Annotated in this window: 23 protein-coding genes, 3 pseudogenes and 1 other annotated feature; of the genes and pseudogenes, 24 read left to right on the top strand and 2 right to left on the bottom strand. The window is 36.5% G+C overall.

Features of this window, described 5'->3' with window-relative positions:
* The first annotated feature begins 108 nt into the window (after nt 1–108).
* From MKY77_RS15780 to MKY77_RS15750, 7 genes and pseudogenes are all read left to right on the top strand, one after another.
* Nucleotides 109–480: a hypothetical protein gene (locus tag MKY77_RS15780; RefSeq protein WP_339146781.1), complete on the top strand. Its 372-nt coding sequence runs from the start codon at nt 109–111 to the stop codon at nt 478–480.
* 147 nt (nt 481–627) lie between these two features.
* Complete coding sequence (locus tag MKY77_RS15775) at nt 628–1,032, top strand: DUF6188 family protein (RefSeq protein WP_339146780.1); 405 nt, start codon at nt 628–630, stop codon at nt 1,030–1,032.
* 253 nt (nt 1,033–1,285) lie between these two features.
* Nucleotides 1,286–1,669, top strand: a pseudogene (locus MKY77_RS15770) (NUDIX hydrolase); the annotation flags it as partial.
* Between the two features lie 3 nt (nt 1,670–1,672).
* Nucleotides 1,673–2,527 (top strand): GNAT family N-acetyltransferase, encoded by an 855-nt coding sequence (locus tag MKY77_RS15765; RefSeq protein WP_339149836.1) that lies wholly within the window; start codon nt 1,673–1,675, stop codon nt 2,525–2,527.
* 214 nt (nt 2,528–2,741) lie between these two features.
* Nucleotides 2,742–3,335 carry a DUF2441 domain-containing protein gene (locus tag MKY77_RS15760; RefSeq protein ID WP_339146779.1) on the top strand — a complete coding sequence of 198 codons (594 nt, stop codon included), beginning with the start codon at nt 2,742–2,744 and terminating at the stop codon, nt 3,333–3,335.
* 103 nt (nt 3,336–3,438) lie between these two features.
* Nucleotides 3,439–3,903: an NUDIX domain-containing protein gene (locus MKY77_RS15755; RefSeq protein WP_339146778.1), complete on the top strand. Its 465-nt coding sequence runs from the start codon at nt 3,439–3,441 to the stop codon at nt 3,901–3,903.
* A gap of 210 nt (nt 3,904–4,113) precedes the next feature.
* Complete coding sequence (locus MKY77_RS15750; protein ID WP_339146777.1) at nt 4,114–4,794, top strand: YdcF family protein; 681 nt, start codon at nt 4,114–4,116, stop codon at nt 4,792–4,794.
* A 134-nt stretch (nt 4,795–4,928) separates the two neighbouring features.
* On the opposite strand, the gene MKY77_RS15745 is transcribed toward MKY77_RS15750, so the two are convergent.
* Nucleotides 4,929–5,282, bottom strand: coding sequence for a cytochrome c biogenesis protein CcdA (locus tag MKY77_RS15745; RefSeq protein ID WP_339146776.1), 354 nt, complete (start codon nt 5,280–5,282; stop codon nt 4,929–4,931).
* 188 nt (nt 5,283–5,470) lie between these two features.
* Nucleotides 5,471–5,690 (top strand) — a binding site (T-box leader).
* Nucleotides 5,691–5,740: 50 nt separating this feature from the next.
* On the opposite strand from MKY77_RS15745, the gene MKY77_RS15740 reads away from it, so the two are divergent.
* Nucleotides 5,741–7,081, top strand: a complete 1,341-nt coding sequence (locus MKY77_RS15740; RefSeq protein WP_339146775.1) for a sodium-dependent transporter — start codon at nt 5,741–5,743, stop codon at nt 7,079–7,081.
* 607 nt (nt 7,082–7,688) lie between these two features.
* Nucleotides 7,689–8,060: a hypothetical protein gene (locus MKY77_RS15735; RefSeq protein WP_339146774.1), complete on the top strand. Its 372-nt coding sequence runs from the start codon at nt 7,689–7,691 to the stop codon at nt 8,058–8,060.
* 167 nt (nt 8,061–8,227) lie between these two features.
* Here the strand turns inward: MKY77_RS15735 and MKY77_RS15730 are convergent.
* Nucleotides 8,228–9,424 (bottom strand): annotated as a pseudogene (locus MKY77_RS15730) (IS110 family transposase).
* A gap of 615 nt (nt 9,425–10,039) precedes the next feature.
* Here MKY77_RS15730 and MKY77_RS15725 point away from each other — a divergent pair.
* From MKY77_RS15725 to MKY77_RS15655, 15 genes and pseudogenes are all read left to right on the top strand, one after another.
* Nucleotides 10,040–10,264, top strand: coding sequence for a hypothetical protein (locus MKY77_RS15725; RefSeq protein ID WP_342515377.1), 225 nt, complete (start codon nt 10,040–10,042; stop codon nt 10,262–10,264).
* Nucleotides 10,265–10,775: 511 nt separating this feature from the next.
* Nucleotides 10,776–11,471: a response regulator transcription factor gene (locus MKY77_RS15720; protein WP_339146773.1), complete on the top strand. Its 696-nt coding sequence runs from the start codon at nt 10,776–10,778 to the stop codon at nt 11,469–11,471.
* Complete coding sequence (locus MKY77_RS15715) at nt 11,464–12,756, top strand: HAMP domain-containing sensor histidine kinase (RefSeq protein WP_339146772.1); 1,293 nt, start codon at nt 11,464–11,466, stop codon at nt 12,754–12,756. The genes MKY77_RS15720 and MKY77_RS15715 overlap by 8 nt, the downstream gene beginning before the upstream one ends.
* A 180-nt stretch (nt 12,757–12,936) precedes the next feature.
* Nucleotides 12,937–13,209 carry a hypothetical protein gene (locus MKY77_RS15710; protein WP_339146771.1) on the top strand — a complete coding sequence of 91 codons (273 nt, stop codon included), beginning with the start codon at nt 12,937–12,939 and terminating at the stop codon, nt 13,207–13,209.
* A 110-nt stretch (nt 13,210–13,319) separates the two neighbouring features.
* Complete coding sequence (locus MKY77_RS15705; protein ID WP_339146770.1) at nt 13,320–14,744, top strand: FtsX-like permease family protein; 1,425 nt, start codon at nt 13,320–13,322, stop codon at nt 14,742–14,744.
* 12 nt (nt 14,745–14,756) lie between these two features.
* A complete protein-coding gene (locus tag MKY77_RS15700) occupies nt 14,757–15,461 on the top strand; it encodes an ABC transporter ATP-binding protein (RefSeq protein ID WP_339146769.1) in 705 nt (234 codons plus the stop codon).
* Nucleotides 15,454–15,819, top strand: coding sequence for a hypothetical protein (locus MKY77_RS15695; RefSeq protein ID WP_339146768.1), 366 nt, complete (start codon nt 15,454–15,456; stop codon nt 15,817–15,819). Before MKY77_RS15700 ends, MKY77_RS15695 begins: the two co-directional genes overlap by 8 nt.
* Before the next feature lie 380 nt (nt 15,820–16,199).
* The gene (locus MKY77_RS15690) at nt 16,200–17,288 is read left to right on the top strand and encodes a tyrosine-type recombinase/integrase (RefSeq protein WP_339146269.1); all 1,089 of its coding nucleotides are present in this window, start codon (nt 16,200–16,202) and stop codon (nt 17,286–17,288) included.
* On the top strand, nt 17,272–19,245 hold the full coding sequence (locus MKY77_RS15685) for a tyrosine-type recombinase/integrase (protein WP_339146267.1): 1,974 nt from the start codon (nt 17,272–17,274) through the stop codon (nt 19,243–19,245). The genes MKY77_RS15690 and MKY77_RS15685 overlap by 17 nt, the downstream gene beginning before the upstream one ends.
* 22 nt (nt 19,246–19,267) lie before the next feature.
* On the top strand, nt 19,268–19,654 hold the full coding sequence (locus MKY77_RS15680) for a DUF6262 family protein (RefSeq protein ID WP_339146265.1): 387 nt from the start codon (nt 19,268–19,270) through the stop codon (nt 19,652–19,654).
* Between the two features lie 431 nt (nt 19,655–20,085).
* Nucleotides 20,086–20,491, top strand: a pseudogene (locus MKY77_RS15675) (GNAT family N-acetyltransferase).
* A gap of 351 nt (nt 20,492–20,842) precedes the next feature.
* On the top strand, nt 20,843–21,352 hold the full coding sequence (locus tag MKY77_RS15670) for a GNAT family N-acetyltransferase (RefSeq protein ID WP_339146767.1): 510 nt from the start codon (nt 20,843–20,845) through the stop codon (nt 21,350–21,352).
* A 282-nt stretch (nt 21,353–21,634) separates the two neighbouring features.
* On the top strand, nt 21,635–22,054 hold the full coding sequence (locus MKY77_RS15665; protein WP_339146766.1) for a GNAT family N-acetyltransferase: 420 nt from the start codon (nt 21,635–21,637) through the stop codon (nt 22,052–22,054).
* Nucleotides 22,055–22,335: 281 nt separating this feature from the next.
* Nucleotides 22,336–22,806: a DinB family protein gene (locus tag MKY77_RS15660; RefSeq protein ID WP_339146765.1), complete on the top strand. Its 471-nt coding sequence runs from the start codon at nt 22,336–22,338 to the stop codon at nt 22,804–22,806.
* A gap of 338 nt (nt 22,807–23,144) precedes the next feature.
* Nucleotides 23,145–23,654 (top strand): DinB family protein, encoded by a 510-nt coding sequence (locus tag MKY77_RS15655; protein ID WP_339146764.1) that lies wholly within the window; start codon nt 23,145–23,147, stop codon nt 23,652–23,654.
* Nucleotides 23,655–23,964: the final 310 nt, after the last annotated feature.

Raw genomic sequence — 23,964 nt, 5'->3', positions numbered from 1 at the left:
TTAGTTATTCCATTAAAGGGGAGCGATTGCTGCATAGTGGGTCGCTTCTTATTTTAAGAATTGGGCAGTTTAGCGGAGTAATAGAGGTAAGTATAGGAGGTTTATCAATTGAATAGTGGGCTCTTCATTGAGGCAATAGTTAAATATGTTAGAGATTCAGCAATAGAAGATACTGTATGCAATATGGAAGACCCTCCAGGAAGAAAGCCAAGACAGAAAGATTTAGAACTTGCAGAATGGTATAACGAGCAGTCGGCAAGCAATAAAAAAATGATTAAAAAGGCACTTTATGAAGCGGTTGATACAAGTTTGTTTGGATTATTTACAGTTTTGGATGGGGTAAGACCTGTTGAAAATATAACAAATAAAGGAACTTTAAAACTCTACTTTGAAAAAGACGGCAAAAGAACATTACTTAATGATATAGATAACGTGCTATTACACGATATATATAATGCAATTACCAACCCTACTGATTAAATTTCTTCAATAAAATGTATTTATATTAGGTTGTTCATCTTCCGTTAAATTGGAGCAATTATTGAATATTAAATAGAGTGAATGCTTAAAAATGGATTGTTACAATACACTTTTCAATAAGTGTATTTCGGGAGAGGAGGGATGAGTGTGTATAGAAAAATAAGTAATATAGATTTTACCAATTTTACTGGTCAGAAGGTTATTGAAGTAAATACAGAAAAGAACTTACCTTTAGGAATAGACTTTGAAACAGGAAGTATAATCATTGAATGCCCTTGGAGGTTACAAGTTTCTAATGAAGTTGTAATTGGTTATACAGACTGTATCCAAGCACCAGACAAATACTCACATAAAAATGTTGAAAAGCTTCTATTGGGGAAGAGTATATTGAATATTATACATTTTGAAGAAATATCCGATTTAGTTGTGGAATTTGAAGGAAACATTCTTCTTGAGTTGTTTCACGACAGTAATTATTTTGAGGGATGGCAATTAAGAGGAGACAACGGGTTTTATTTATTCACTTTACCAGGAGGATCTTATTCGGATTAGTTTGTATAACCCATCTTATTCAACTAAATAGGAGCTTTAATTGAAGAAATGTATAGTAGTTATCTTGAAATCGAGTCTTCGGCAATCGGGCGCTATCCTGTAACAAGGTTCAGCGCTCGTTTTTCATATTGGCCTAAGTAAATATCTTATTGAAGGAATTTTTAGATTATGAAATAATTGGAATTAAACAAAGTTAAGTATTTTGGGAAATTGACATGTTGAGGGATGTAAAAAAAATTGGGGAGCGATTTATATAAAAGAATGGCATGGATCTGCAGCGATTTGTTTTAATGAAAATAATGAAGTTCTTATGGTAAGAAGTAATGATTCTATTGGGTGGAGTGTCCCATCTGGAGGAATCGAAATAGGCGAGACACCTGAAGAATGTTGCATAAGAGAAGTAAAAGAAGAAACAGGATATGAGGTTAGAGTTATAGAAAGGTTGTTTGTAAAAGAGAGTGTAATAAAGGGGATAAATGTGAACACTCATTACTTTAGAGTAGAGAAAATAGGAGAGAGCGTAGGGATAAATGACCCTGATAAAACAATAATTGAAGCTGCTTGGAAGACTTTATTAGAATTAGATAATTTGATACATATGTATCCTGAAGATTTAGAAACAATTAAAAGGGTGTTGAAAATGAAATTTAAAGTTTATGAGAATGCTCATGATTTTGAGAAAAAGATAGAGTCGTTTTTATTGGAAAAGGAAGATGTATTCAGTCTTTTTTATGGTGTACTGCAAGCGATTAAAGCTGGTAATTATGAGAATCCATTTATGGCAACAATTGAGGAAGACGGAAATGTGTTAGCCTTTTTCCAAATGACACCACCGCATCCGTTAAATATTATCTTTGTCGATGAAAACCGTCTAGATGAAATAATTGATTTCTTCATAAAAAATATGGTCGAACTTAAAATTGAATTTCGTTCAATCATCAGTTTGAAAGAGTGGGCATACAAAGTTGCGGAGAAGTGGGAAGATAAAACAGGTAAGGCTCATCAACTGCTTATGGACCAGGGATTGTATCGTTTAAAAACGGTCAATGAAATGCTTGTACATAGTCCAGGTTCTTGGCGTTATGCGGAAGAAAGTGATTCTGCACTAATCGAGAAGTGGTTCAACTCATTCGAAAATGATGCCGGACTGTCTACTTCGCCAATCGAACAAGTAAAAAAACGTGTTGCAATGTTTCTAAAGGAACAAGAGATCTTTATTTGGGAGGACAAAGGAAAGATAGTGTCTATGATGAAGAAGTCACGTCCTACAAAGAACGGGGTAACCGTTAGTTTGGTTTTTACTCCAAAGGAAGAACGCAAAAAAGGATATGCTCGGACGCTTGTTACGGCAGTATCAAAAGAACTACTTAAAGACTTCAACTTTTGCGTCCTGTACACAGATTTGAGGAATCCGACATCAAATAAGATTTATAGGGAAATTGGCTATGAAAGGATTGCAGACTCTGTTCATCTCGGCTTTGATAAAGGCGAATAATTCAATTTCAATAACTACTCAATATTAAGTCGAATCTTCAATTATCGGGCGCTTTCCTGAAACAAGGATTAGCGCTCTTTTTATCTTGGCCAAAGAGAATTTCATATTGTAGGGATTATCAGGTTATGAAATAATTGGAATTAAACAAACGGGTTAAATAAATTAAAGAGTGTATTACAAATCTAAATAATGTGTACAAATAGGGGACAGGAAAATGAAAGATAAAGAATTTTATGTTTACCACATTGTTACGAGGAAGAAAATGAGCCTTGGTCAGAAAATTAACTTTGATAAGAACCAAAAAAACACCTTATATAGCTTCTTTTTTGAAAAGGAACAATTGAATTCAACTGGTGAGGACTTTATAAAAATTATTAACGGACATTATACTAGTGAGGGCTTAAACTTGAATAGTGAAAATGGTGAAGTCGCCATCAAGTATATAGGTCAAACAATCAGAGCTATCAGAGAAGTAGTAGTGGAAATGGTCAGGTTACAAGAATTTCCTGAATATCCTTCAAGATTATCCTGTTTATATGCAACAAGAAGTTATGAAGAAGCTCTAAAATGGAAAGACATTTTTGAATCTTACAATCGACAAGTATTGCAAGTTGTTAAACTCAAAGTTTTAGGAAACTCTTTTGAGGGTGATGGAAACCTATTACCTAGAGAGGATGGGGTCCCTTTCGCAAAAAAGATTGAACAAGCGAGAGAATATTGGAGTGGTAAAATAAACAATGACCTTCCTGAACTTTTAATTAACGGTGAAATTGAAGTGGTAGAAATAATTAATGATTTCTCAGCTTAACAAAATTGTAAAATTCTACAATTTAGGAGCGATTGCAGAATATCTTTACGTACTTGAGAATTGAGTAGATGAGTTAAAAGAGTAAAAAGAAAGGAAATAAAAAATGGCGTACCACATAAGGGTTAGAGCAGGAGCAATTATAATTGAAAATGGTAGAATTTTATTAACGGAATATAACGATCCAGTCAGAGGTGTGGTTTATGATTTACCAGCTGGAGGGGTTGAACCTAATGAGTACATTATAGATACTGTAAAAAGAGAAGCCATGGAAGAAGCGAGTGTTGATGTTGAAGTGGGACCATTAGCCTTTGTTTATGAGTATGCACCACACTTGAATTCTGAAAAATTTGGGCCTATCCATACTTTAGTTATGATGTTTGAGTGTACATTAAAAAGTGGATCAGTTGCAAGAATGCCAGAAAATCCAGACCCTAATCAAACTGCTATAAAATGGTTACCATTATCACAACTAGAAGATATTCAACTATACGCAGATATTGGAAAGCAAATTCAGGGTTATGCATTAAATAAGAGAAATATTGACTTAATCGAAGAGCATAAACTATAACACTTTAAATAAAGAAAGTAGAAGTTAGGATCGTACAGCGGATTTTCCAGTGTTATCTTTATTCCATAATCGGGCGCGAACCTTTTAAGGATCAGCGCTCTTTTTTTTTTGAGGCTAGTTTACCTAAACTAACTTATTGTGGAAATAATGGAAATTTGAGATGATGTAGTAAAGATTGTTTTGAGTTCATTATGTAAAAGGGGGTACGTTGTGGGAATACCTAAATATCCTGAAGTTCCTAAGCTAACAGATAAACAAATTGACGAGATAACGGAAATAGTGTTTTGGAAAGAGGTTGAGCCTATAAAATGCGATGCAATATTTGTGTTTGGAGGTTCACACCCTGGTAATTGGAAGAAACCTTTAGAAGCTTATCAAAAAGGTTTAGGTGACTGTATTATTGCAACTGGAGGAAGTAGTTTATCAAATATGCGACATCCTGAATGGGATAATATAGGTTTCTCAGAAGCTGAGGTCATTGTTAAGAACTTACTTGAAAATGGTGTTCCTAAAGAAGTTATTTGCTATGAAACTTCATCTATGCACTCAATTGCAAATGTAACAGAAGCCAAGAAAATATTTGATTTTACATCAATAAATAGCTTGTTATTTGTTTGTAAAAGTATCGCTACGGGTAGGCAGTACCGTACTTTATTAAAATATCTCCCGCCGAATATTAGATTTATATCGTATCCTTTTGATACAAGTTTTGATGGCCAAACGACTATAAAGAGAGATAACTGGATGCTAAATGAGAGGAATAAGTCCCTAGTGTTTGGCGAGTATTTAAGGAATATTATTTATGGAATGGAAGGGATGATAAATGCTCCTAGAAAACACGTTGAAGGACTGGAAGACATTGTTTTACACCACTATAAATCATTAGATTAATCTTGTCTCGTTAATCTAAATGAAACAAACTAAAGGCCGGAGTCCAAACTTTGATCTTGCACAACTGTTCTTAATTTTGTAGATAAAGCTACAGGGCAGAAAATGCAAAGAAATTGTGAGTATTTTCACTTAAGCTAATATAAACTGAAAAGAGGAAAGAAAAGCCGATGGATGCTAAATACAATCACAATTGCGCCACAGATAGCAATGAACTGCGGATTTGTAGCCAGCCTGCCAAATACACCTGAACCGAATCCGAGCATTATGAACACGGTCGATAAGCCCAGCACAAACAATAGTGTCCTTAGCAATAGAACCAGCTGTAGCCGGATTGGTCCCAAACGGATAGTTGGTCTAGTTGCATGATCCAAAACGTTGGACCCGGACAAGTACGCGGTATACACAGGCAGAAGTGGAAGAATACATGGATGGAAAAAGCAGAGCAGTCCTGTAACAAATACGCCTCCGATAAACAGCTGTTCCGACATGCCAATCACCTCCATTCACAAAATATGTTATAAATATGTAATTACATTATATCGAGCAAAGCTTGCACGGAATATCGAATAATAATTGCATTTTCTATGAAATAATCATGAATGGCTGAAAAATTCTAATTGACTATCTAATACCTTGCATACTATAATCACACTTAATACTTTTAAAAGCATATTGAAATGAAGCTATGAAGAGAATCTATTAAGTCTTATCTCCCTGTTGTAGAGAGCCGGCGGTTGGTGAAAGTCCGGTACAAAGGTAAGAGGAATTTCAATCTTGGAGCTTTTCTTTGCCTGCGTACGCAAATCGGCAAAGCGGTGTTCAGCCGTTACAATTAGAGTGGAAAGTCGCATGCTTTCAAGAAGGGTGGTACCGCGTGAATTAGTCACGTCCCTTCGGAAAACGTGCGGCTTTTTTGTGTTATAGTCTTTTATTTTGGGAGGAATTCATGATGCAGCAAGAGCAATGGTCATCGAAGTTGGGATTTGTTTTGGCGTCTGCAGGGTCTGCAATTGGTCTTGGGGCGATTTGGAAGCTACCGTATGTAACTGGTGTGAGCGGCGGTGGGGCATTTATCCTTTTATTTTTACTATTTTCCGTGTTGATTGGTTTTCCCCTTTTGCTTGGTGAGTTTATCATCGGAAGGAGCACAGGGAAGGAAGCGGTGTCTGCCTACAAGGAGATTGCACCAGGAACGAAATGGCATTGGATTGGGTATCTTGGCGTGTTTACCTGCTTTATACTGTTGTCATTTTATAGTGTGATCGGAGGCTGGATTGTCCAGTACTTATTCTATGGGGTAACAGGAATGATGGGTAGTTTTGCCGGCGGTTATGAAGGACTATTTACGGAAGCGGTGTCCAATCCGATCGCGGCGGTTGCTGCACAAGGTGCATTCTTGCTTTTGACTATTCTCGTGGTGGCTAAAGGTGTACAGAATGGTATCGAGAAGATGAATAAAATCATGATGCCTGCTTTATTTATTTTATTCATCGTGTTAATAGTTCGCTCACTATCGCTAGACAATGCAATGGAGGGTGTCTCGTTCTTTTTATACCCTGACTTTTCAAATATTACTGCAGAAAGCGTGCTGTTTGCGATGGGGCAGTCATTTTTCTCCTTAAGTGTCGGGGTATCGGTGATGGTGACCTATAGCTCCTATCTATCGAAAGAAGAGAGCCTTGTGCAACCGGCTGTTTCAGTTGTCGGGGTGAATCTGTTCATCTCCATCCTTGCAGGCCTTGCCATTTTTCCAGCGGTTTTCTCCTTGGGATCTGAGCCGGCGGAAGGACCTGGCTTGTTGTTTATCGTACTACCGTCTGTATTTGACCAGATAATGTTCGGGAATGTATTTCTGTTTCTATTTCTGGCTCTATTTCTATTTGCCACCCTTACTTCGGCCTTTTCGATGCTGGAAATTGTCGTGGCAGCACTGACTAAGAACAAAGGCGGCAGAAGAAGTAAAGCGGCCTGGTTGACGGGATTTGGAATCTTCCTTATCGGCATTCCATCCGCCCTATCCTATAGTGTGTTGGGAGACGTCACCATCTTCGGGAAAACGGTATTCGACAGCGCCGATTTTCTGGTCAGCAACATCCTGATGCCTGTAGGTGCCTTACTCATATCGATTTTCGTTTCATATAAGTTAAAGAAGGACATCCTTAGAAGTGAGGTTATCCAAGGGTCCAAAGGGTTAAATGGCTTATTTTCGTTGTGGTACCTGTTGATGAGGTATGTTGTTCCGGTTGTGATTGTGGTTGTGTTTTTGAATGTGGTGGGTGTGATTTAAACGTAGGTACGGGTCCCGTGTCCCGCGGGACCTGTACCCATTTAAATCTATAAAGGATTAACGCTTATTTTGGGATAGAGGACTTAGTAAATAGGCTTAAATGCATTGTCCTTTTCCATTAAGTAGAATGTATATTCCATAACTCTATTCAAAGAAGAAAAGACCTTTGGGGAAATACAGGAACACGAAGAAAAGATTGTTCAATGAGGCAAAATGAAATTCTTATAGACTGTTCATTTGGATTCCGTCCAAATTGTAATTGCCCAGCGGAGCGTTAGGTTGAACAAAAAAATAAAAAATTGATTTCTCGTAAACTTTTAGGAAATCGACTCATTTTCTCTTTAGTTAATAGTTATTAGGAAAAACAAGAAATCATCCATTTAAAGTTTTTGTAAGAATGATTTACAAACGTTACAATGTTCTTGCTACAAACAATAGATGGAAGCTTTTATGATGAGTTTTATATTTCAAAGATATTAACATTTTAACTCAATTATTTAGGAGTGAATACAGCATAGCGGGAGAGCTCTATACTTAAGAAAAGGGCAGATTACTTCAATAAGTATTTTGGAATTTGTGTCTAAGTATTTGTTGAGGAGGGCGAAATTTGAAAAAGAATATAGCGATAATATTAAGTTTAATTTTCATATTAATAGGTTGTTCTTCTGAAGAGGAAAGAGTAGTTAGTAAATTGAAATCTGAAGTTGAAGGTAAGTATAGTATTGTGATTTTTGATGATAAATCGACTTCTGGAGAGTTTCAACAAAGAATAAATAATGATTTAATGGATGCAAATAAATTATGGGATAAAGTTCCTTCCTTATCGTACATAATTGTAGATGAGAATTCATCCCATGATTTTGATTATAAAGAAGTCTTATCTTTAAATGAGTTCCCTGAAATTTTTGTTTTTGACAATAAAGGGATAGTTCTTAGAACAAATAAATTCGAAGATTTAGAAGAGTTATTGCTAAATTAAAACAAAAGTTACAATATCGTGTTTTTCCATAATACCAGCTAATATAAGTCAATACTTTTTAAGTAATCATACTAGATTAAAGATGCTATAATGAAAATGAGCATCACAAAGAAGCTTCAATAACCACTATTGAAGTTTTTGTAAGATTTGTAATTATTTGTATGGTTTTATGCGGTATATTTTTGTTTATGCTTTAATATGGCATAAATCCAATGCAATAGCTTGTTGGCGCAAGCTATGATGGCTACTTTGTGAGGCTTGCCCTCACTTCTTTTTTTGTCATAATACTCTCGAATTTTCACATTACGGTTGTTGGTGAGTCCGCACTGAACAGCTGTATAGAGGGTCTGACGTAGCTTCGTAGATCCTCTTTTGGTTATCCGGTTTATCGTAGCCGTAAACTTACCAGATTGGAATACCCTTGGATCAATTCCTGCATAGGCTACTAGTTTCTTGGGATGACTAAATTGTGTGATATCACCTATTTCAGAAATTAGAGTGGCTACAATTTTGGTACCTACTCCAGGGATGGATGTAAGAATCTCTTACTCCTCAAACTGCTTCGCTAACGTCTCTATCTCCTGCTCTAGTACGTTCAAAAACTCTCGTTGTTGAAGAATCATTTGAATATACATTTTTAGTGTAACCAAATGGCTTTGATACAACGTTTTCTTAAAGGGATTTCGTTCGGCTGCTTCTTTTAACTTCAAAGCCTTTTCATAAAACCAACCATACGATCTCTTTCCTCCTAGTCCATGCATCTCCTTGGCTAGCTCATCCGTTGGAATCTTTAATACTTCATGAGAAGTAGGATAGAGGCGTAACGTTCTTAAGGAAAGAGGTGAGTATAAATTACTATAAACTAATTTATACTCAGGGAATACTTGATCCATTATCGTTTGGAACTGAAGTTTCAGTTGTACATAGTTACGTGTTAGAGAATCGTGTTGTCTACATAAATTTCTCAAATTCATTGTTTGTACACATTTCCCGTTTATAAGCTACTAAGTCCTCTTTGTAATACATTTCACACAGGTGTTTCGCATCGGCAGGGTCTGACTTTACTTTTCGAAGACTACTTTTTTCGTTTCGTAAGAAACTACTGGATTCACTAAGTAGTAAGTAATCTTTCTTTCCTCAAAATACTGTAAAATTGGTTCATGATAGTGCCCTGTAGACTCAAACACAACAACCGGTTTAGATTCTGCATGTAATTCCACTTCTTTGTAAAACATAAAAAAATCACCCATACCATTGGTATCATGCTTAAACTTAAAGGTCTTCCCGAAAGGTTGCTTTCTTGCCAGGAAAGCTTGAACTTGGCTTTCTCCTTTTGCAACATCCAGGCCAATCACTGGATCCATAAATTATCACGTCTCCTATTAGTAGATTTGTCGGTAGCCCCTGTCTATCTTGTAGTGTCATAGCTTCGCTTGTTATTCGGGGTCTGTGCCCCAACCAGCCTCAAACATGTTTCTACAAGTAGGGGGTAGACATTATTACGGACGGGATCAGGTCCCACGGGCGCTTACGTCCTACCCCGACTACCTAAAGAATAACCTATAAAAAATTGGTCAACCAGAATATAATACTTCCGGTTGACCTTATAATACGATCGGGCGCTTTTATTGAAGAAAAATTAACGAGCATCAATATTCGTGCATGTATTTTTTATTCATCAATTCATGGAAATATCTTTTCTTCGTAATAATAAGATTAAGGTAGACAGTAACATCCTACTTATCCTCCACATGAAATCTTACCTTGTTCTCAGTTTACTATAATATATAGCGCAATTCTGTAGCAAGAATTGTGCTATATATTATTTAAGGGGTCATTTAGTGATCTCGCTTGAAAAAGGTCGAGTAGACAAAAGTATTTCATCATGAGCCTACTCGACCTTTTCCATTAAGAAGTTATGAATTAACGAAAAAATCCCTTCCTATAACTTGAATGACAACAAGCACCACCATAACCTGTTGCTGGCTTCATGGGTGAATAAGCACCTGCTGCTTGCTCTGGTATATACTCACCTGCTACCTGTCATGGCATTGCTCCCGGCATATACGCACCTGCTACACTTGGTCCATGCCCCATATAAATATCTTGACCGGTTGTTTGATTTGCTAATGTTGATTCTGTACATTCGTATGATTAACGATATTTGTGTGGGCTGGATGTATTTGAGAATGATGTTGTTGTAAGTGTGCGCATGCAACATTTAGTAGGATGAACTATCGCTGGTAATACTTGAGTTGTTTACAATACATTTTCTCTTCTCCATTCTTTAATATCTACATTAGTTAATACAACGATTTTATTTATAGAGTTATTGCTTCAGCAAGATTGAAATTTTAAATTCTTTACAATAAAGGCTAAACTCAAAGTTTTTATCCTCAGAAGGGAGTTTGTATTGAGAAACGCGTCTTTTGTGTATCTGGACATTATTCTCGAATAAGTGATGGAAATATTAGAATGCGAATAATCAATAAGTTAGGCTAAAGAATATTCGTATCAAATCGAAGAGTTACAAATGGTATTGACAGAATCTCCTGCATCGCAATAGGAACATAAAACCAATTAAAGTTTCGTTTAAGGTTCAAAGGTTATAATATATCCATTGATTACCACCCAAAAGGTTACATTAAAATTAACATAGAGGCGTAACTTGCCTCGTTTTGGCAATAGGATACGTTTCATAAAGAGGTGTGCAAGATGAGAGTCTTATTAGTGGAAGATGAGCGCCGTATGGCAGAAGCAATCGCACAGGTGCTTAAGAAGAATAATTATAGTATAGATTTGGCCCACGACGGTCAATATGGCCTCGACTGTGCCATGTCCGGTATTTATGATATGATCGTCCTTGATATTATGTTGCCGATGCTTGATGGGATCAGTGTGCTAAGGGAACTGCGAAATAGTGGTATCGCGACTCCTGTCATTTTGCTTACGGCGAAGGGTGACACGGAGGATAAGGTACGGGGGCTTGACAGTGGTGCTGACGATTATTTAGCAAAGCCATTTCAAACAGATGAGTTATTGGCAAGGTTAAGGGCACTAGGACGACGGAAGGGTGAACTGATCCATGACAATATTTTACGATTTGAGGATCTTGAGTATAATCCGCTAAAGCTTGATTTGTGGTGTGGGAACAAGTCCTATCATTTGACTTTAAAGGAGGGTCAGTTGTTGGAGCTTCTTTTAAAGCACAAAAAAATGATACTTCCTACAAACACAATAATAGAAAAACTATGGGGCTATGAATCGGAGACAGAGGGTAGCCATGTTCAAGTATATGTGTCTTTTTTAAGAAAAAAATTGTCGCAACTACATTCCGTTGTGAGGATTAAAGCTATACGCGGTACGGGATATGTTCTTACCGTTGCAGAGGCTGGGATAAGAGATGTTTAAGAAACTGCGAAACAAATTGCTATTACTTAATATGATGATGATTTCGTTAGTGATGATTACTGCATTTGGGGCCATTTACATTATCACGTACACGAATATACAGAAAGAAAACCAAAACAAATTAGAATCTATCCCGTTATTATCACAAGCGGCTTTACGGCATGCTCCTTTTCAACAAAATAATCCTGATTCGAAAATGGTTGTAAGGATTCCGATTGAATATTCACAGTCATTTGCCCTTTTAGTTGATAAGGATGGACAGGTAAAAGAAGTCTTATCCTATCTTGATTTACCAAGTGAGGTTTTTGAGGAATTCGCTGAAAAAACATGGAGTGCAGGAAAGCAAGATGGAACAATCAACCTGGAAAACAGAAAGTGGCAATATAGGATATCGCAACTGGGAAATAGAAAGATCCTGCGCTTTAATGGCAATGAACAAATTAACAATTTTAACGACTATTATCAGATAAAATATTTAGATATCACCGATTCAAGCAACACGCTGAAAGAACTCCTCATCACCTTTCTTTTTGTAGGAATCGCGATGCTATTTATTTTATTCGGTATCAGTTTCTATTTTGCCAATCGTTCTATCCGTCCGATTGAAGAAAGCTGGGATAAGCAAAAGCAATTTGTCGCTGACGCTTCCCATGAACTAAAAACACCTCTTGCGATTATTAATGCGAATACAGACGCCTTGCTTGCAAACGGGCAAGATACAATAAATAGTCAAAAGAAGTGGATTGACTATATTCAATCCGAAACAGGACGAATGGGAAAACTAGTAAATGATATGTTATACCTTGCCAAGGTGGAGGACACCTATGAAGATCAAATACCTTTAGAAATCAGCAATACTGTATTAGATGTCATCGCTTCTATGGAAGCTGTTTTATTTGAAAAAGGGATAAACCTGACCCAGACGATAGAACCAGATATAGTTGCAAAAGGCGATAGTGAGAGAATTCAGCAGGCTATATTAATATTACTGGATAATGCAGCTAAGTATACGAATAAAAAGGGGCAGGTAGATATTTCATTGAAAAAAGTAAAAAACCATGCCGTATTCTCTGTTACAAACAGTGGGGAAGGGATACCTGCAGATAAAATGACAAGAATATTTGATCGCTTTTACCGCAGTGATCCATCGAGATCAAAAGAAACGGGTGGGTATGGTCTAGGATTATCCATAGCTAAAGCCATCATTGAACGCTCAGGTGGCATCATCTATGTGGAAAGTACAAAAAACGGTACGACATTTACTTTTGAATTAAAACTAAATTGAACAACTTAAGAAAAACTCCGGTTGAATGGGAACCGGAGTTTTTTTATGGATTATTTATAAGAACTGGCCCCCTCCCATTTTCTATAAAAATAAACTTACTGTTTCCTATTAAAGGTTCATTAAAGGTCAGGCCCATACAATGAGGATGTAACAAAAAATCCTAGAACGGAGGGATTCCATTTGAACAGTGTAAATGCCCTGAAATTTGTTGTCGTATTACTGTTTTTAGTAATAGTAGGATTATCTGCATTACTTTTATTCATTCAATCTACCTCAAACAATCCTAACACGGATGAAAGCAACACTTACATAATGAGAAATGGAGAAGGAGGTGGCGGTTTAGGTGATAAAGAAAATGGTGTAATGGTGAAAAGAATAGACGGCAAAAAGATGTATTCAACAGATGGGGGTCAAACTTGGAGTGAAACCCCACCTGCAGGAATAGGGGATTAAGGGACAGGTACACTGTCCCATTTTTTTTTCCTCATTAAAGGTCCATTAAAGGTTCCGCTTTTATACTAATCCATGTACAAGTTAACCAACTAAAAAGGAGAGAACAATGTATGTATATTTTACAAAACGCGTTTCGTAATATTATGCGGAACAAAGGCAGAAATATGTTGATTGGTGCAAGTATATTTGTCATCATCATAGCCACAGTAGTAACACTTATGATTAACGATACCACTAGCGGGATCATCGACGATTATAAAGACCGGTTTGCCGCTGAAATCGGATTAGTACCAAATATGGAAAAGATGCGTGAAAAGGCAATGGCAGAACAAAGCTCAGGCGGTCGCGTAAGAGTGGCGCCTCCGGTTATCCCGCCTGAACAGTATGTAGAATTTGGTAAATCTGACTATTTGCAAGAGAGCGTTTATACTTCTTCCGCTAATGTGAATAGCGATGACATTACGGTTGTTGATGAAGAACTCGGCGGCGGGGGAGCAAAAATCGGCATGGGTTCTACCGAAGAGCCGACATTTTTTATGATGAAATTAGTTGGAAATATGTATAAGGAATTCTCGGAAGGACTTCGCGAAATTGCCGAAGGACGTGCGCCTGAAAACGAAAACGAAGCGATTGTTAGTACGGATCTTGCCGAACTGAATGATTTTTCTATTGGTGATACCCTCGCCTTTAGTTCAGAGCTTAGAGATACAGAGGGGAACATTACGGATATTTATTATGAATTAACGATTGTCGGCACTTATTATGATGCAACGGCGGAATATCCGATTGGAGTCCAACAAAACGCACTTAATAACCGACGGAACGAAGTCCTAACTTCATATGAAACAGTGGTAGCTGCCATGAAGCCTGGACTACAAGGTATTAATATTCATGCAACATTTTATCTGAAAAATCCTGAAATGCTCGACGCTTTTGCAGAAGAAGTATATGCAAAAGGATTGGACGAAATTTTTGACGTGACGACGGATTCGGAGAGCTATCACAAAATTGTCGGTCCTGTTGAGGGGTTAAAAAGTATATCCATTACATTTATGGTGATTGTCTTAATTTTTGGAGGAATCATTATTTCACTCTTATCCTCTATCGCCATTCGAGAGCGTAAGTACGAGATCGGTGTGCTTCGTGCAATGGGGATGAAAAAGCATAAGGTGGCGCTTGGCCTTTGGTCTGAAATGTTACTCATCACATGTCTGTGCCTAGTGCTTGGCATCGGAATTGGAACGTTAGTTGCCCAGCCAGTAACGAATGTCTTGCTTGAACATCAAATTGAAGCGGTTGAAACGACTTCTTCCCCAGTTGGCGGCCCTGGTATGGTCGTAAATGGAGCTGGTATGATGGGAGGCCAATCCAGTCCGGATGTGGAACCGCTAAAAAATATTGAAATTTCGCTTAGCTTTGTTACGATGCTGCAAGTTATCGGCATTGCCCTATTACTCGCTTCCCTAGCAGGTCTAGTGTCGATAAGAAAGATCACGAAATACGAGCCAATCAAAATACTGATGGAAAGAAATTAGGAGGGATAACCGATGAGAGTATTAAAATTAATAGACGTATCGTACAAGTATGAAGGAACAAAAAAAACCATCTTAAAAAATATAAATCTATCATTCAATAGTGGGAAGGTATATACAATTGTCGGGAAATCAGGATCAGGAAAATCGACCTTATTGTCTCTTATATCAGGGCTTGACGTCTGCGTGAACGGAGAGATACTTTTCGGGGCTACCAGTCTTAAAAAAATGGATCGAGATGATTACAGAGCCAAAAGCATTGGTGTTATCTTTCAAAGCTTTAATTTGCTTACAAATGCAACTGCTGTAGAAAACATTGTCCTTTCTATGAATATTAGCGGAAGAAAAGAAAAGGATAAAAAAGCTTTTGCCTATGCACTTCTAGAAAAAGTAGGGATCTACAGGGATACAGCAGACCGAAAAATATTGAAGCTCTCTGGTGGAGAGCAACAACGTGTGGGCATTGCCCGTGCTTTGTCACACAACCCAGATATTATAATTGCCGACGAACCTACCGGTAATTTGGATCGGGACACGGAGGCAGACGTTTTAAAGATTTTTACATCGCTTGCCCGTGACGAAGGGAAATGTGTCATCATTGTTACCCACTCCAAAAAAGTCACATCGATTGCCGACGAGATTTGGGGACTAAATGCCGGAAATCTGTTTTTGATCAATAATGAGGGCCAAGAAGAAAGGCAGCGTGAAATAATTGAATAATAATAAACCGTTTTCGATTTTCAGTTTTGTATTATTTTCAATTGCCGGATGGTTAATTCTGTATACAGCTTGGGCATTGTACCACAACCATAACTATATCTCGGAAATGCTTGAAAACAACCAGTTAACCGTAAGTGGAAATGAGTACGACATTCTCAATTTCTATATGGCAAATAGTGCGCAATATCCGCTATTTGCAATCATTCTTATTGCATTGGGATGGATGATGCGAAAAAGCCCGATTGGTTCAACAGAAACACTAGATAAGAAGAATCCTATTACTTCGACAAGAAGAACATCTCCCGATAAAAGTAAGGAAGAAGATTTTGAAGAATGGTTTCGGAATAACGATAAATGATGGAATCTTTAGAACAGAGATAAATTGGAAAAGAAAACCAACTCATTGTTCACATATACAAACGGAAAATAGGCTGGGATCATTTCAAATAACCACGGTGAACTTACGTATCACAAGTAGAGTAGTTTTGTTGAACTACGAGAACGAGAGCTCAATACATTGTAAGAAGGCTCCAGATAAGCAAGGATCGGTGGATTTTCAACAATCGGGCGATTATATGTAGTATACCAGGGCGTAGTAATTAACGTTAATAACGTTAATTACTACGCCCTTTTTGTTTCTTTATTTACAACATATATATAGTAGATAAATATAGTAAACATAGTTTTCATAGAAAGAGAAACAAAAATACATCACTATTGTTTTTGGAGGTGATGTTAATGAAAGTGCAAGAGGTTTTAATTAATGACAGAAAAAGATATTTGCTTATTGATGGAGATAACAAACCTGTCGGTCCAGTTTTAAGGTTTCTTAAATATCTAGATAACATTGGAAAGGCCGAAAATACCTTAAAGTCATACTGTCATTATTTAAAGTTTTACTTTCAATTTTTAAACGAAAAAGAAAAAGAGTACAAGGAAGTGGATCTTAACCTTCTGGCGGAGTATGTATCTTGGCTAAGAAGTCCTAATCAATCTACTAAAGTAATTCAATTTCAACAAACAAAAGCAAGGAGATCTGAGCGAACAGTTAATACTATGGTGACTTGCGTTCAGAGTTTCTACGATTATTTAATGCGAATTGAAGATTATGAAAAAGATCTATCAGAAAAAACAAAGAAGCAAGTGATTGGGAATTACCGATCGTTCAAACCCTTTCTACATCATATATCAAAGGGGAAGCCACTTGATAAAAACATTTTAAAAATTAAAGAACCTCGGAGAGAGGTTTTAACACTTACAAAAGATCAGGTTCAATCTATTCATGATGCGTGTAGCAATATTCGAGATGCTTTATTGGTTCGAATTTTGTATGAAGGCGGTCTTAGAATTGGAGAGGCATTATCTTTATGGATCGAGGACTTTGATATTGGCTCTACCTCCATTCAAGTACGAGAATCTAAAACTGTAAACGGCAAAGGAAGAAGAGTATATGTATCTGGCGATACAATGAATGTTTTTCAAGATTACCTAATTGATTATCATGACGCGGATACCAATCATGTATTTATAAATCTAACTGGTCCTAATAAGGGAGAACCATTAAATTATCAAGCAGCTTTCGATGTAATTAAACGTATAAGAAAGAAAACCCAGATTGATATTACCCCCCATATGTTAAGGCATACTTATGCCACTGAGCTTCATGAACAAGGGGTAGAAATATCGATAATCCAAAAGTTGTTGGGTCATTCGAACGTTCAAACAACAATTAAGACTTATGTTCATCCCACCGATGTCACTATACGAAAAGAGTGGCAGAAAGCACATGACAAGATGAAAGGTGACAAGAATGATTTTATTAAATAAAGCAACTGAACAACAAGCTAGAGCTGTAAGATATGAGCAAATTTTACAAGAGTTAAGTGGGTATTGGGAAAACGAAGAATGGGATGCATTAGATTGTCCCCTTTACAAAAAAGAAATAATAATAAAAAGCCCAATAATTAAATTTGAGGAAACATTGAATCCAAGAATTAGAAATGAATTTAAATATTATTTCTTCAGTCGGTTGACTAATTTAGAAATAAATATGGCAACAGTATGGAGTAATTCTACTGCATTTAATAAATTGCAAGATTTTATTTTCAGATTCTATTCTGATATTGGTTCTATTCTAGACATCCCTTACGGGAAATTTTCAATTCACTATAAAACCTATCTTTTTGAACATGGGAAAAGCGACTTAACAGTAAAAGGCTACCTCCAGTTATACAACCGAATTTATTCATTTTTCTTTGACTGGTATGATCAACGGAAGGAAACAGAGAAAGATATTTGGGATGTTCGAAAACTAGGTATTGACTATAATAACAGTAATTGCGGGTACACTTTAAATTTCACTTCTGTACCAAGACCTTTTCAAAACTTGGCAAAAAGATATATCGAAAAACGTGTTCTAATACAAGAAAGTTTAAGCTGGGGTTCTGGCATACAAACCATGGCAAAGCTGCAAGAATTCTTTAAATATATTTATAAAAAGTATCCAAACTGGCAAGACTTAACCTCATTAAGTAGGAGAGATATCGAGGAATTTATGCATTATTTGCGAACCTCTCCAATGGGTGGAGATAGCGTTCACAAAGGTCAACCCCCTACTGAGAATCACATCCATCGCTCATTATCTGTACTAGAAACGTTTATTGTATATATTCAAAGATATGAATGGGATGAAGCTCCCAAAAAGCCTGTAGGAATCCTAATTGTACCTGAAGATAAACCTAGACTACCTCCAAAGGCATCTAACGAAATTAAATACATATCTGATTTTGTTTGGAATCAGATCATTGATCACATGGGAAAACTGCCGCAGGAGATTATTCCGGTTGTAATATTGTTAGAGACATCAGGCTTTAGAATTTCAGATGTGTGTTCTTTGAAAGTAGATTGCTTGATTCAAAGAGAAGATGGTTGGTGGATTACCGGAGATCAGCGTAAAGTAAAGGGGAAAAATCATCGGGTCCCAATTTCGGAAGAAATAGCTAAGGTTGTGCTTTCCCAACAAAAATTAACAAGGGAAAAATCGACTTCAGAAACAAATCCATTAAATTATTTATTTCCAACCTATCATGGTACAAGAAAAGGACAGCCCATTTCGCGTGACAATGTAGTAAATAATTTAAATAAACTAGCTATTGAAAATAATATAATGGATGAAAACGGAGATATCTATCGATGTAAAGCACATGCATTTAGACATCGTTATGGAGTAAACCTTATTAATAACGGTATGAACATTTTACATGTACAAAAGCTGATGGCTCATGTGAGCCCTGAAATGACACTGGTATACGCCCAGATTCATGATACAACCCTTCGAAAAGAATGGGAAAAAGCCACAAGTAATGGGGCTGTAAGATTAAATCCAGGTGGCAAAATTATCGCTACTAGTATAGAAAAACAAGCAGACGAAAATGGATTAGAGTTAGAATGGCTCCGCCACAATTTGGATTCCATTCGATTAGATCACGGTTTGTGTATTAAAAGCCCCAAAAATAATTGTGACTTTTTGGAACAAACTTTAGAACCACCATGTATAAAAAACAATTGCCGCAGTTTCCATGTAGATCTGACGTTTCTAGATTTCTATAACGACCAAATTCTTAAAATGGAATCTGATATTGAGATATATCAAAAATCAGGTAGAAATAGATCAATTGAAATTATTCAGCCAAAATTGAAAAAGTATAAAGAAATTAGAGATGGAATAATAAAAAATGGTGGGATTTATGGACTTCCTAAAACAAGAAGAGAATTGAGAAACTGAATATAGAAAGAGATGAAATACAATGGCAAATATAAACCCAAATACTCAACCACTTCTTCGAAGTATCGAAGAAAAACAGCAAAAAGCAAAGCAAAAGGTTGAAAGTACCATTAAAGAAATGATTAAACATAAAGAAAAGATAAATTTTAATTCTGTATCAGCAAAATCAGGGGTATCAAAACCATTTTTATATAAACACAGCGATATCAGGTCGAGAATTGAAACATTAAGAAAACAAGAAGAAAAATTAGATTCACCGAATCAAGTAAAACGAAACATGACAGACCATTCTAAAGATGTGATAATTGCATCACTTCGAAAGAAAATGATGCATCTCGAAGAAGAAAATAAGAAATTGAAGGAACAATTAAAGGTCGATTGGGCCGCAATTTATAAGGAAATCAATTAAAATAAACCATATCTTTATTAACATGTAAACATAGAATGAGGTTCGATCGAACCTCATTTTTTACCATGATACTATATATAAGGGCCATTTAGTGAAATAAGGATCATAGAAATGATCAAACTTTTTTATTTAAAGAATGAATTAATTGAATATAGAAAAGCGTGTTTTTATCACTTTTTTCAAAACACGCATTTGCTATTTTATCAAGGTTTATAGAGTTAACTTAATCAAACTTTATTTAAATGATACACTTAAAAGGGTTCCGTCTTTTAACGGATCCTCTTAGCAAATAATAAATATGAATAAAGGGAAATTCTTTATGATGTAGAAATATATTAGAGTAGCACATTTAAGCTAGGAGGTAATTGTTTGTTACTTTACAATTGATACTTCTCAACTTTCTATATTGTAAAAAATTGAAGTTGATCTATATGATATATAAGATGTCTCTAGAAGGTATAACTTCCGATAAGTTGAAAGGATTTTTCGTAGAGTGGCCTAATCCTCCAAGTCCTGAAACGCATTTACGACTATTAGAGAATAGCTGGAAAGTTATTGTAGCTTTAGATGAAGAGACTGGACAGGTGGTAGGATTTATAACATCAATAAGTGATGGAGTTCTTAGTGCCTATATTCCACTTCTTGAAGTTCTTCCAGAATACAAAAAAAGGAACTGGAAAAGAATTAGTAAAACTGATGCTTAATGAATTGAATGATATATATATGATTGACTTATGTTGCTATGATGATTTGGTTGGCTATTATAATAAATTTGGAATGACAAGAGTAAATGGTATGATTCTAAGGAATTATGGAATGCAATCGGGAATCAAATAATTTTAGAGAATGGCTTGGATAATTATAATAGTTATCCAAGTATTTTTATTGACCAAAATTCTATACAAGTTGTAATTTGTGAATAAGATTGTGAAGAACTGCACTTAAGCTAAACCAGCTAACGGGTGCATTAACGGAAGATCATAATTAATACCTTTTAAGTTTATCTTGAAATCGAGTCTTCTGCTAAAAGGGCGCTATCCTTTAACAAGGATCAGTGCTCATTTTTCATTTTAGGACCTTAACTTGGAAGAAGGGAGGAAATGAAAGGATGCATCACGAATTATAAGTTATACATGAAAAGGATTCGTTTTCATATAATTTGATAAGTAAAATGGCGAGGTAGGTATTATGGAAATTACTTTAGAAAAATTACAACAAGCTGATGCAAATATGTTATTTGAATTTGAACTTCAAAACAGAGATTATTTTGAAAAAATGGTGCCAAGTCGTGGGGAAGATTATTATTGTTTGGAGGATTTTAAAATAAGGCATGAAGCCTTACTGAATGAACAAAAAAAGGGAGAATCCAATTATTATCTGATTAAGAATGAAAATGGTTCAATCCTTGGACGAATGAACTTGGTAGATATTGATAAATTAAGTAAGATTGGTTATATCGGTTATAGGGTGGGAGAAGCGTATACTGGAAAAGGAATTGCTAATAAAGCATTGGAGCTGTTATTAAGAACTATTAACAAGCAAGATATTATACAGATTTTAGCTAAGACAACGACTAACAATATTGCCTCACGAAAAATATTGGAGAAAAATGGATTTAAGCATATATCAACAAGTGATGAAGAAATTGAAATGAATGGTAGGTGTCTTAGGTTTGTTAATTATAAGTGGACGATATAAGATTTTTCCCTCCACTAACGAAACTGATTGCTCAATGGCATGTATACCTATACTAGATATTAGTGAGGTTCTTAAGGATGTTATTAAAGGTGTTTTTAGAGCTTCCAGTAGGATTTTCAATTTTTAAAACCTTATTGAAGAAATACTATTCTCCAGTGGGTGATCTAACAATTAGGATGTCAGATAAGTAAAAGTATAAATTTGCATCTTCCCTTTTTCCAGAATATGGCGCGACCCTAGAATAATTTTAGATTGAGAGAAAACTTAAAAAGGGGAAGTAAGATGAAGATTGGTGCCAAGGCTAATAACGAAGATTTGGACAAAATAATGAATATAGACTGTGAGGTTATTGGCAACACGAGCAGACGAGACTATATTGAGAATGCTATTGAGTTAGGACACTGTATAATTGCGAAAAATGAAGATGATATTGAGGGATTTTTAATTTACGATATTAACTTCTTTGACTGCTCTTTTATATCACTAATTATTGTGTCACCCTCCAAGAGAAGAAAAGGAAATGCTAGCTTACTGATGGATTATATGATGAGTACATCTCCTACTACGAAGGTGTTTTCTTCTACTAATCGTTCTAATATTAGTATGCAGAAAGTATTTCATGCAAACGGATTTATTGAGAGTGGTATAGTTGAAAATTTAGATGAAGGAGATCCTGAAATCATATACTTTAAATCAAAATAGTTGTTATTCAAGAATAGGGCGCTATCCTGAAAAAAAAGGATCAGTGCTCATTTTTCATCTTATGGCCAATTAATTGAATAAGATGCTTCATAAAACCCCGCTTTTTATACAGCCACAGGTTTCTTTAGAAGCAGCGTTGTATATCAATGATGTATAGATTTTGCATAAACGGAATAAACGGATACGAATATTTTACAGAGCCAGAGATGCCTTAATTATATTCTTCGCTCTTATTTAATGGTATAATATGGGTGAATTTATCAGTGAAAGGGGAGGAAGAGGTGAACAAACTTGTGTTCAAGCAATTTGAAATGACAAGAGAGTACTTCATCAAGATCGTAGGGTCTGTTTCCAAGAATCAAACTGATGTGCAGCCAGATGGTTTCAACAACACCATTCATTGGCATACAGGTCACGTTTTGACAGTTACTGAACTAGCAATGTTTGGTTTTCCTCATGCAACAACATATCTTCCTGCAAACTATATGGAATTGTTCGGGAACGGTACTAAACCAGCTGATTGGACGGGGAATGTACCTACTATGGATGAGCTTATGGTACAGTTAAAAGATCAATTGGCTCGTCTTCAGCAAATTCCAGCAGAACAGCTAAACAACATCTTGGAAACGCCATTCCTAGGATGTAAAACCTTTGGAGAGCTGGCGGGTATAACACTGATGCATGAAGCAGCCCATATGGGACAGATTCAGGCAATGAAGCGAATAATTGAACATGTCGGTGTAAAAAACTGAAATAGATAAGTAGTATAACATATGATTATAAGCTTCTTATTATCGGGCGCGATCCTGGAAACAAGGATTAGCGCTCATTTTTCATTTTAGGGCCATTATATTGAATAACTTATTGTGGAGATTATGAAAAATTGAGATGATTATTATTAAGTTAAAGGGCAGTTTAGCGTGGCCACCGACCAACTAAGTGGTTGATTACACTAAATTCTTGGAAGGAAAGTTTTATCCTTTCGCGAATACATTATACATGCCGAAATTACGAATTCGCAAAAAAAATCGCGGTAGAGCATTGGAAGAGCATTTTAATTTTCTATAACTCCATAAAGAGGTGATTACGCATGAATCAAAGACCGTCAGAAGAAGAATATGCCGGGGACTTCGGAGAGTATATCCGGTTGGTGCCGGATGGCAACATAATCGACATTCTGCTCGCCCAGGAAAAGCAAATGACCGAGCTGCTGGCATCGTTGACCGAAAACCATGGCGCGTATCGGTATGCGGAAGGCAAATGGAGGCTAAAAGAAGTCGTGGGCCACATCGCAGACGGAGAACGCGTCATGGCCTACCGCCTGCTTCGGTTCGCAAGAGGGGACCAGACGCCTCTGTCCGGTTTCGACCAGGAATTGTTCATGCCTCCTTTCGAAAACTGGACAACCGCGCAATTGGCCGAAGACTACCGGGCCGTACGGCAATCGACCATCACACTGCTGCGCGGGATAACGGCGGAGGCGTGGTCCCGCAAAGGCACAGCCAATAACGCAAGCATTACGGCACGTGCCCTTGCGTACGGCATCGCAGGACACGAGATTCATCACATGGGGGTCATCCGAAATCTGTATTTGAGTTAGTTGTCCGGAAAATCGGGACGGAAGCTGCGCGGAAAACGCGGCTTCCGTTCTTTCTTTATGACAGCCTTCCCGCCCTGTTCATAGACTGATATGAAGAGAGGACAAGACGGGTTGGAAAGATTGGTTTCCAGACTGAATTTTGTCTAAAAATGAAAGCAAATAAAAATCTCAAACAAGAAAAAATCAAGGTCTCTTCGTTAAGCTAACGATGAACGAGAGCTCAATACATCATACGAATGACAAACAAGGATTGGTGGTTATTCCGAAAGGCGCTAAAATGGAATAACTAGTAAAGTAAAAGACCGCAAAA

It is taken from the genome of Sutcliffiella sp. FSL R7-0096, assembly GCF_038595065.1.
Taxonomy (GTDB): Bacteria; Bacillota; Bacilli; order Bacillales; family Bacillaceae_I; genus Sutcliffiella_A.
This window is presented reverse-complemented; position numbering and strand designations above follow the sequence as displayed.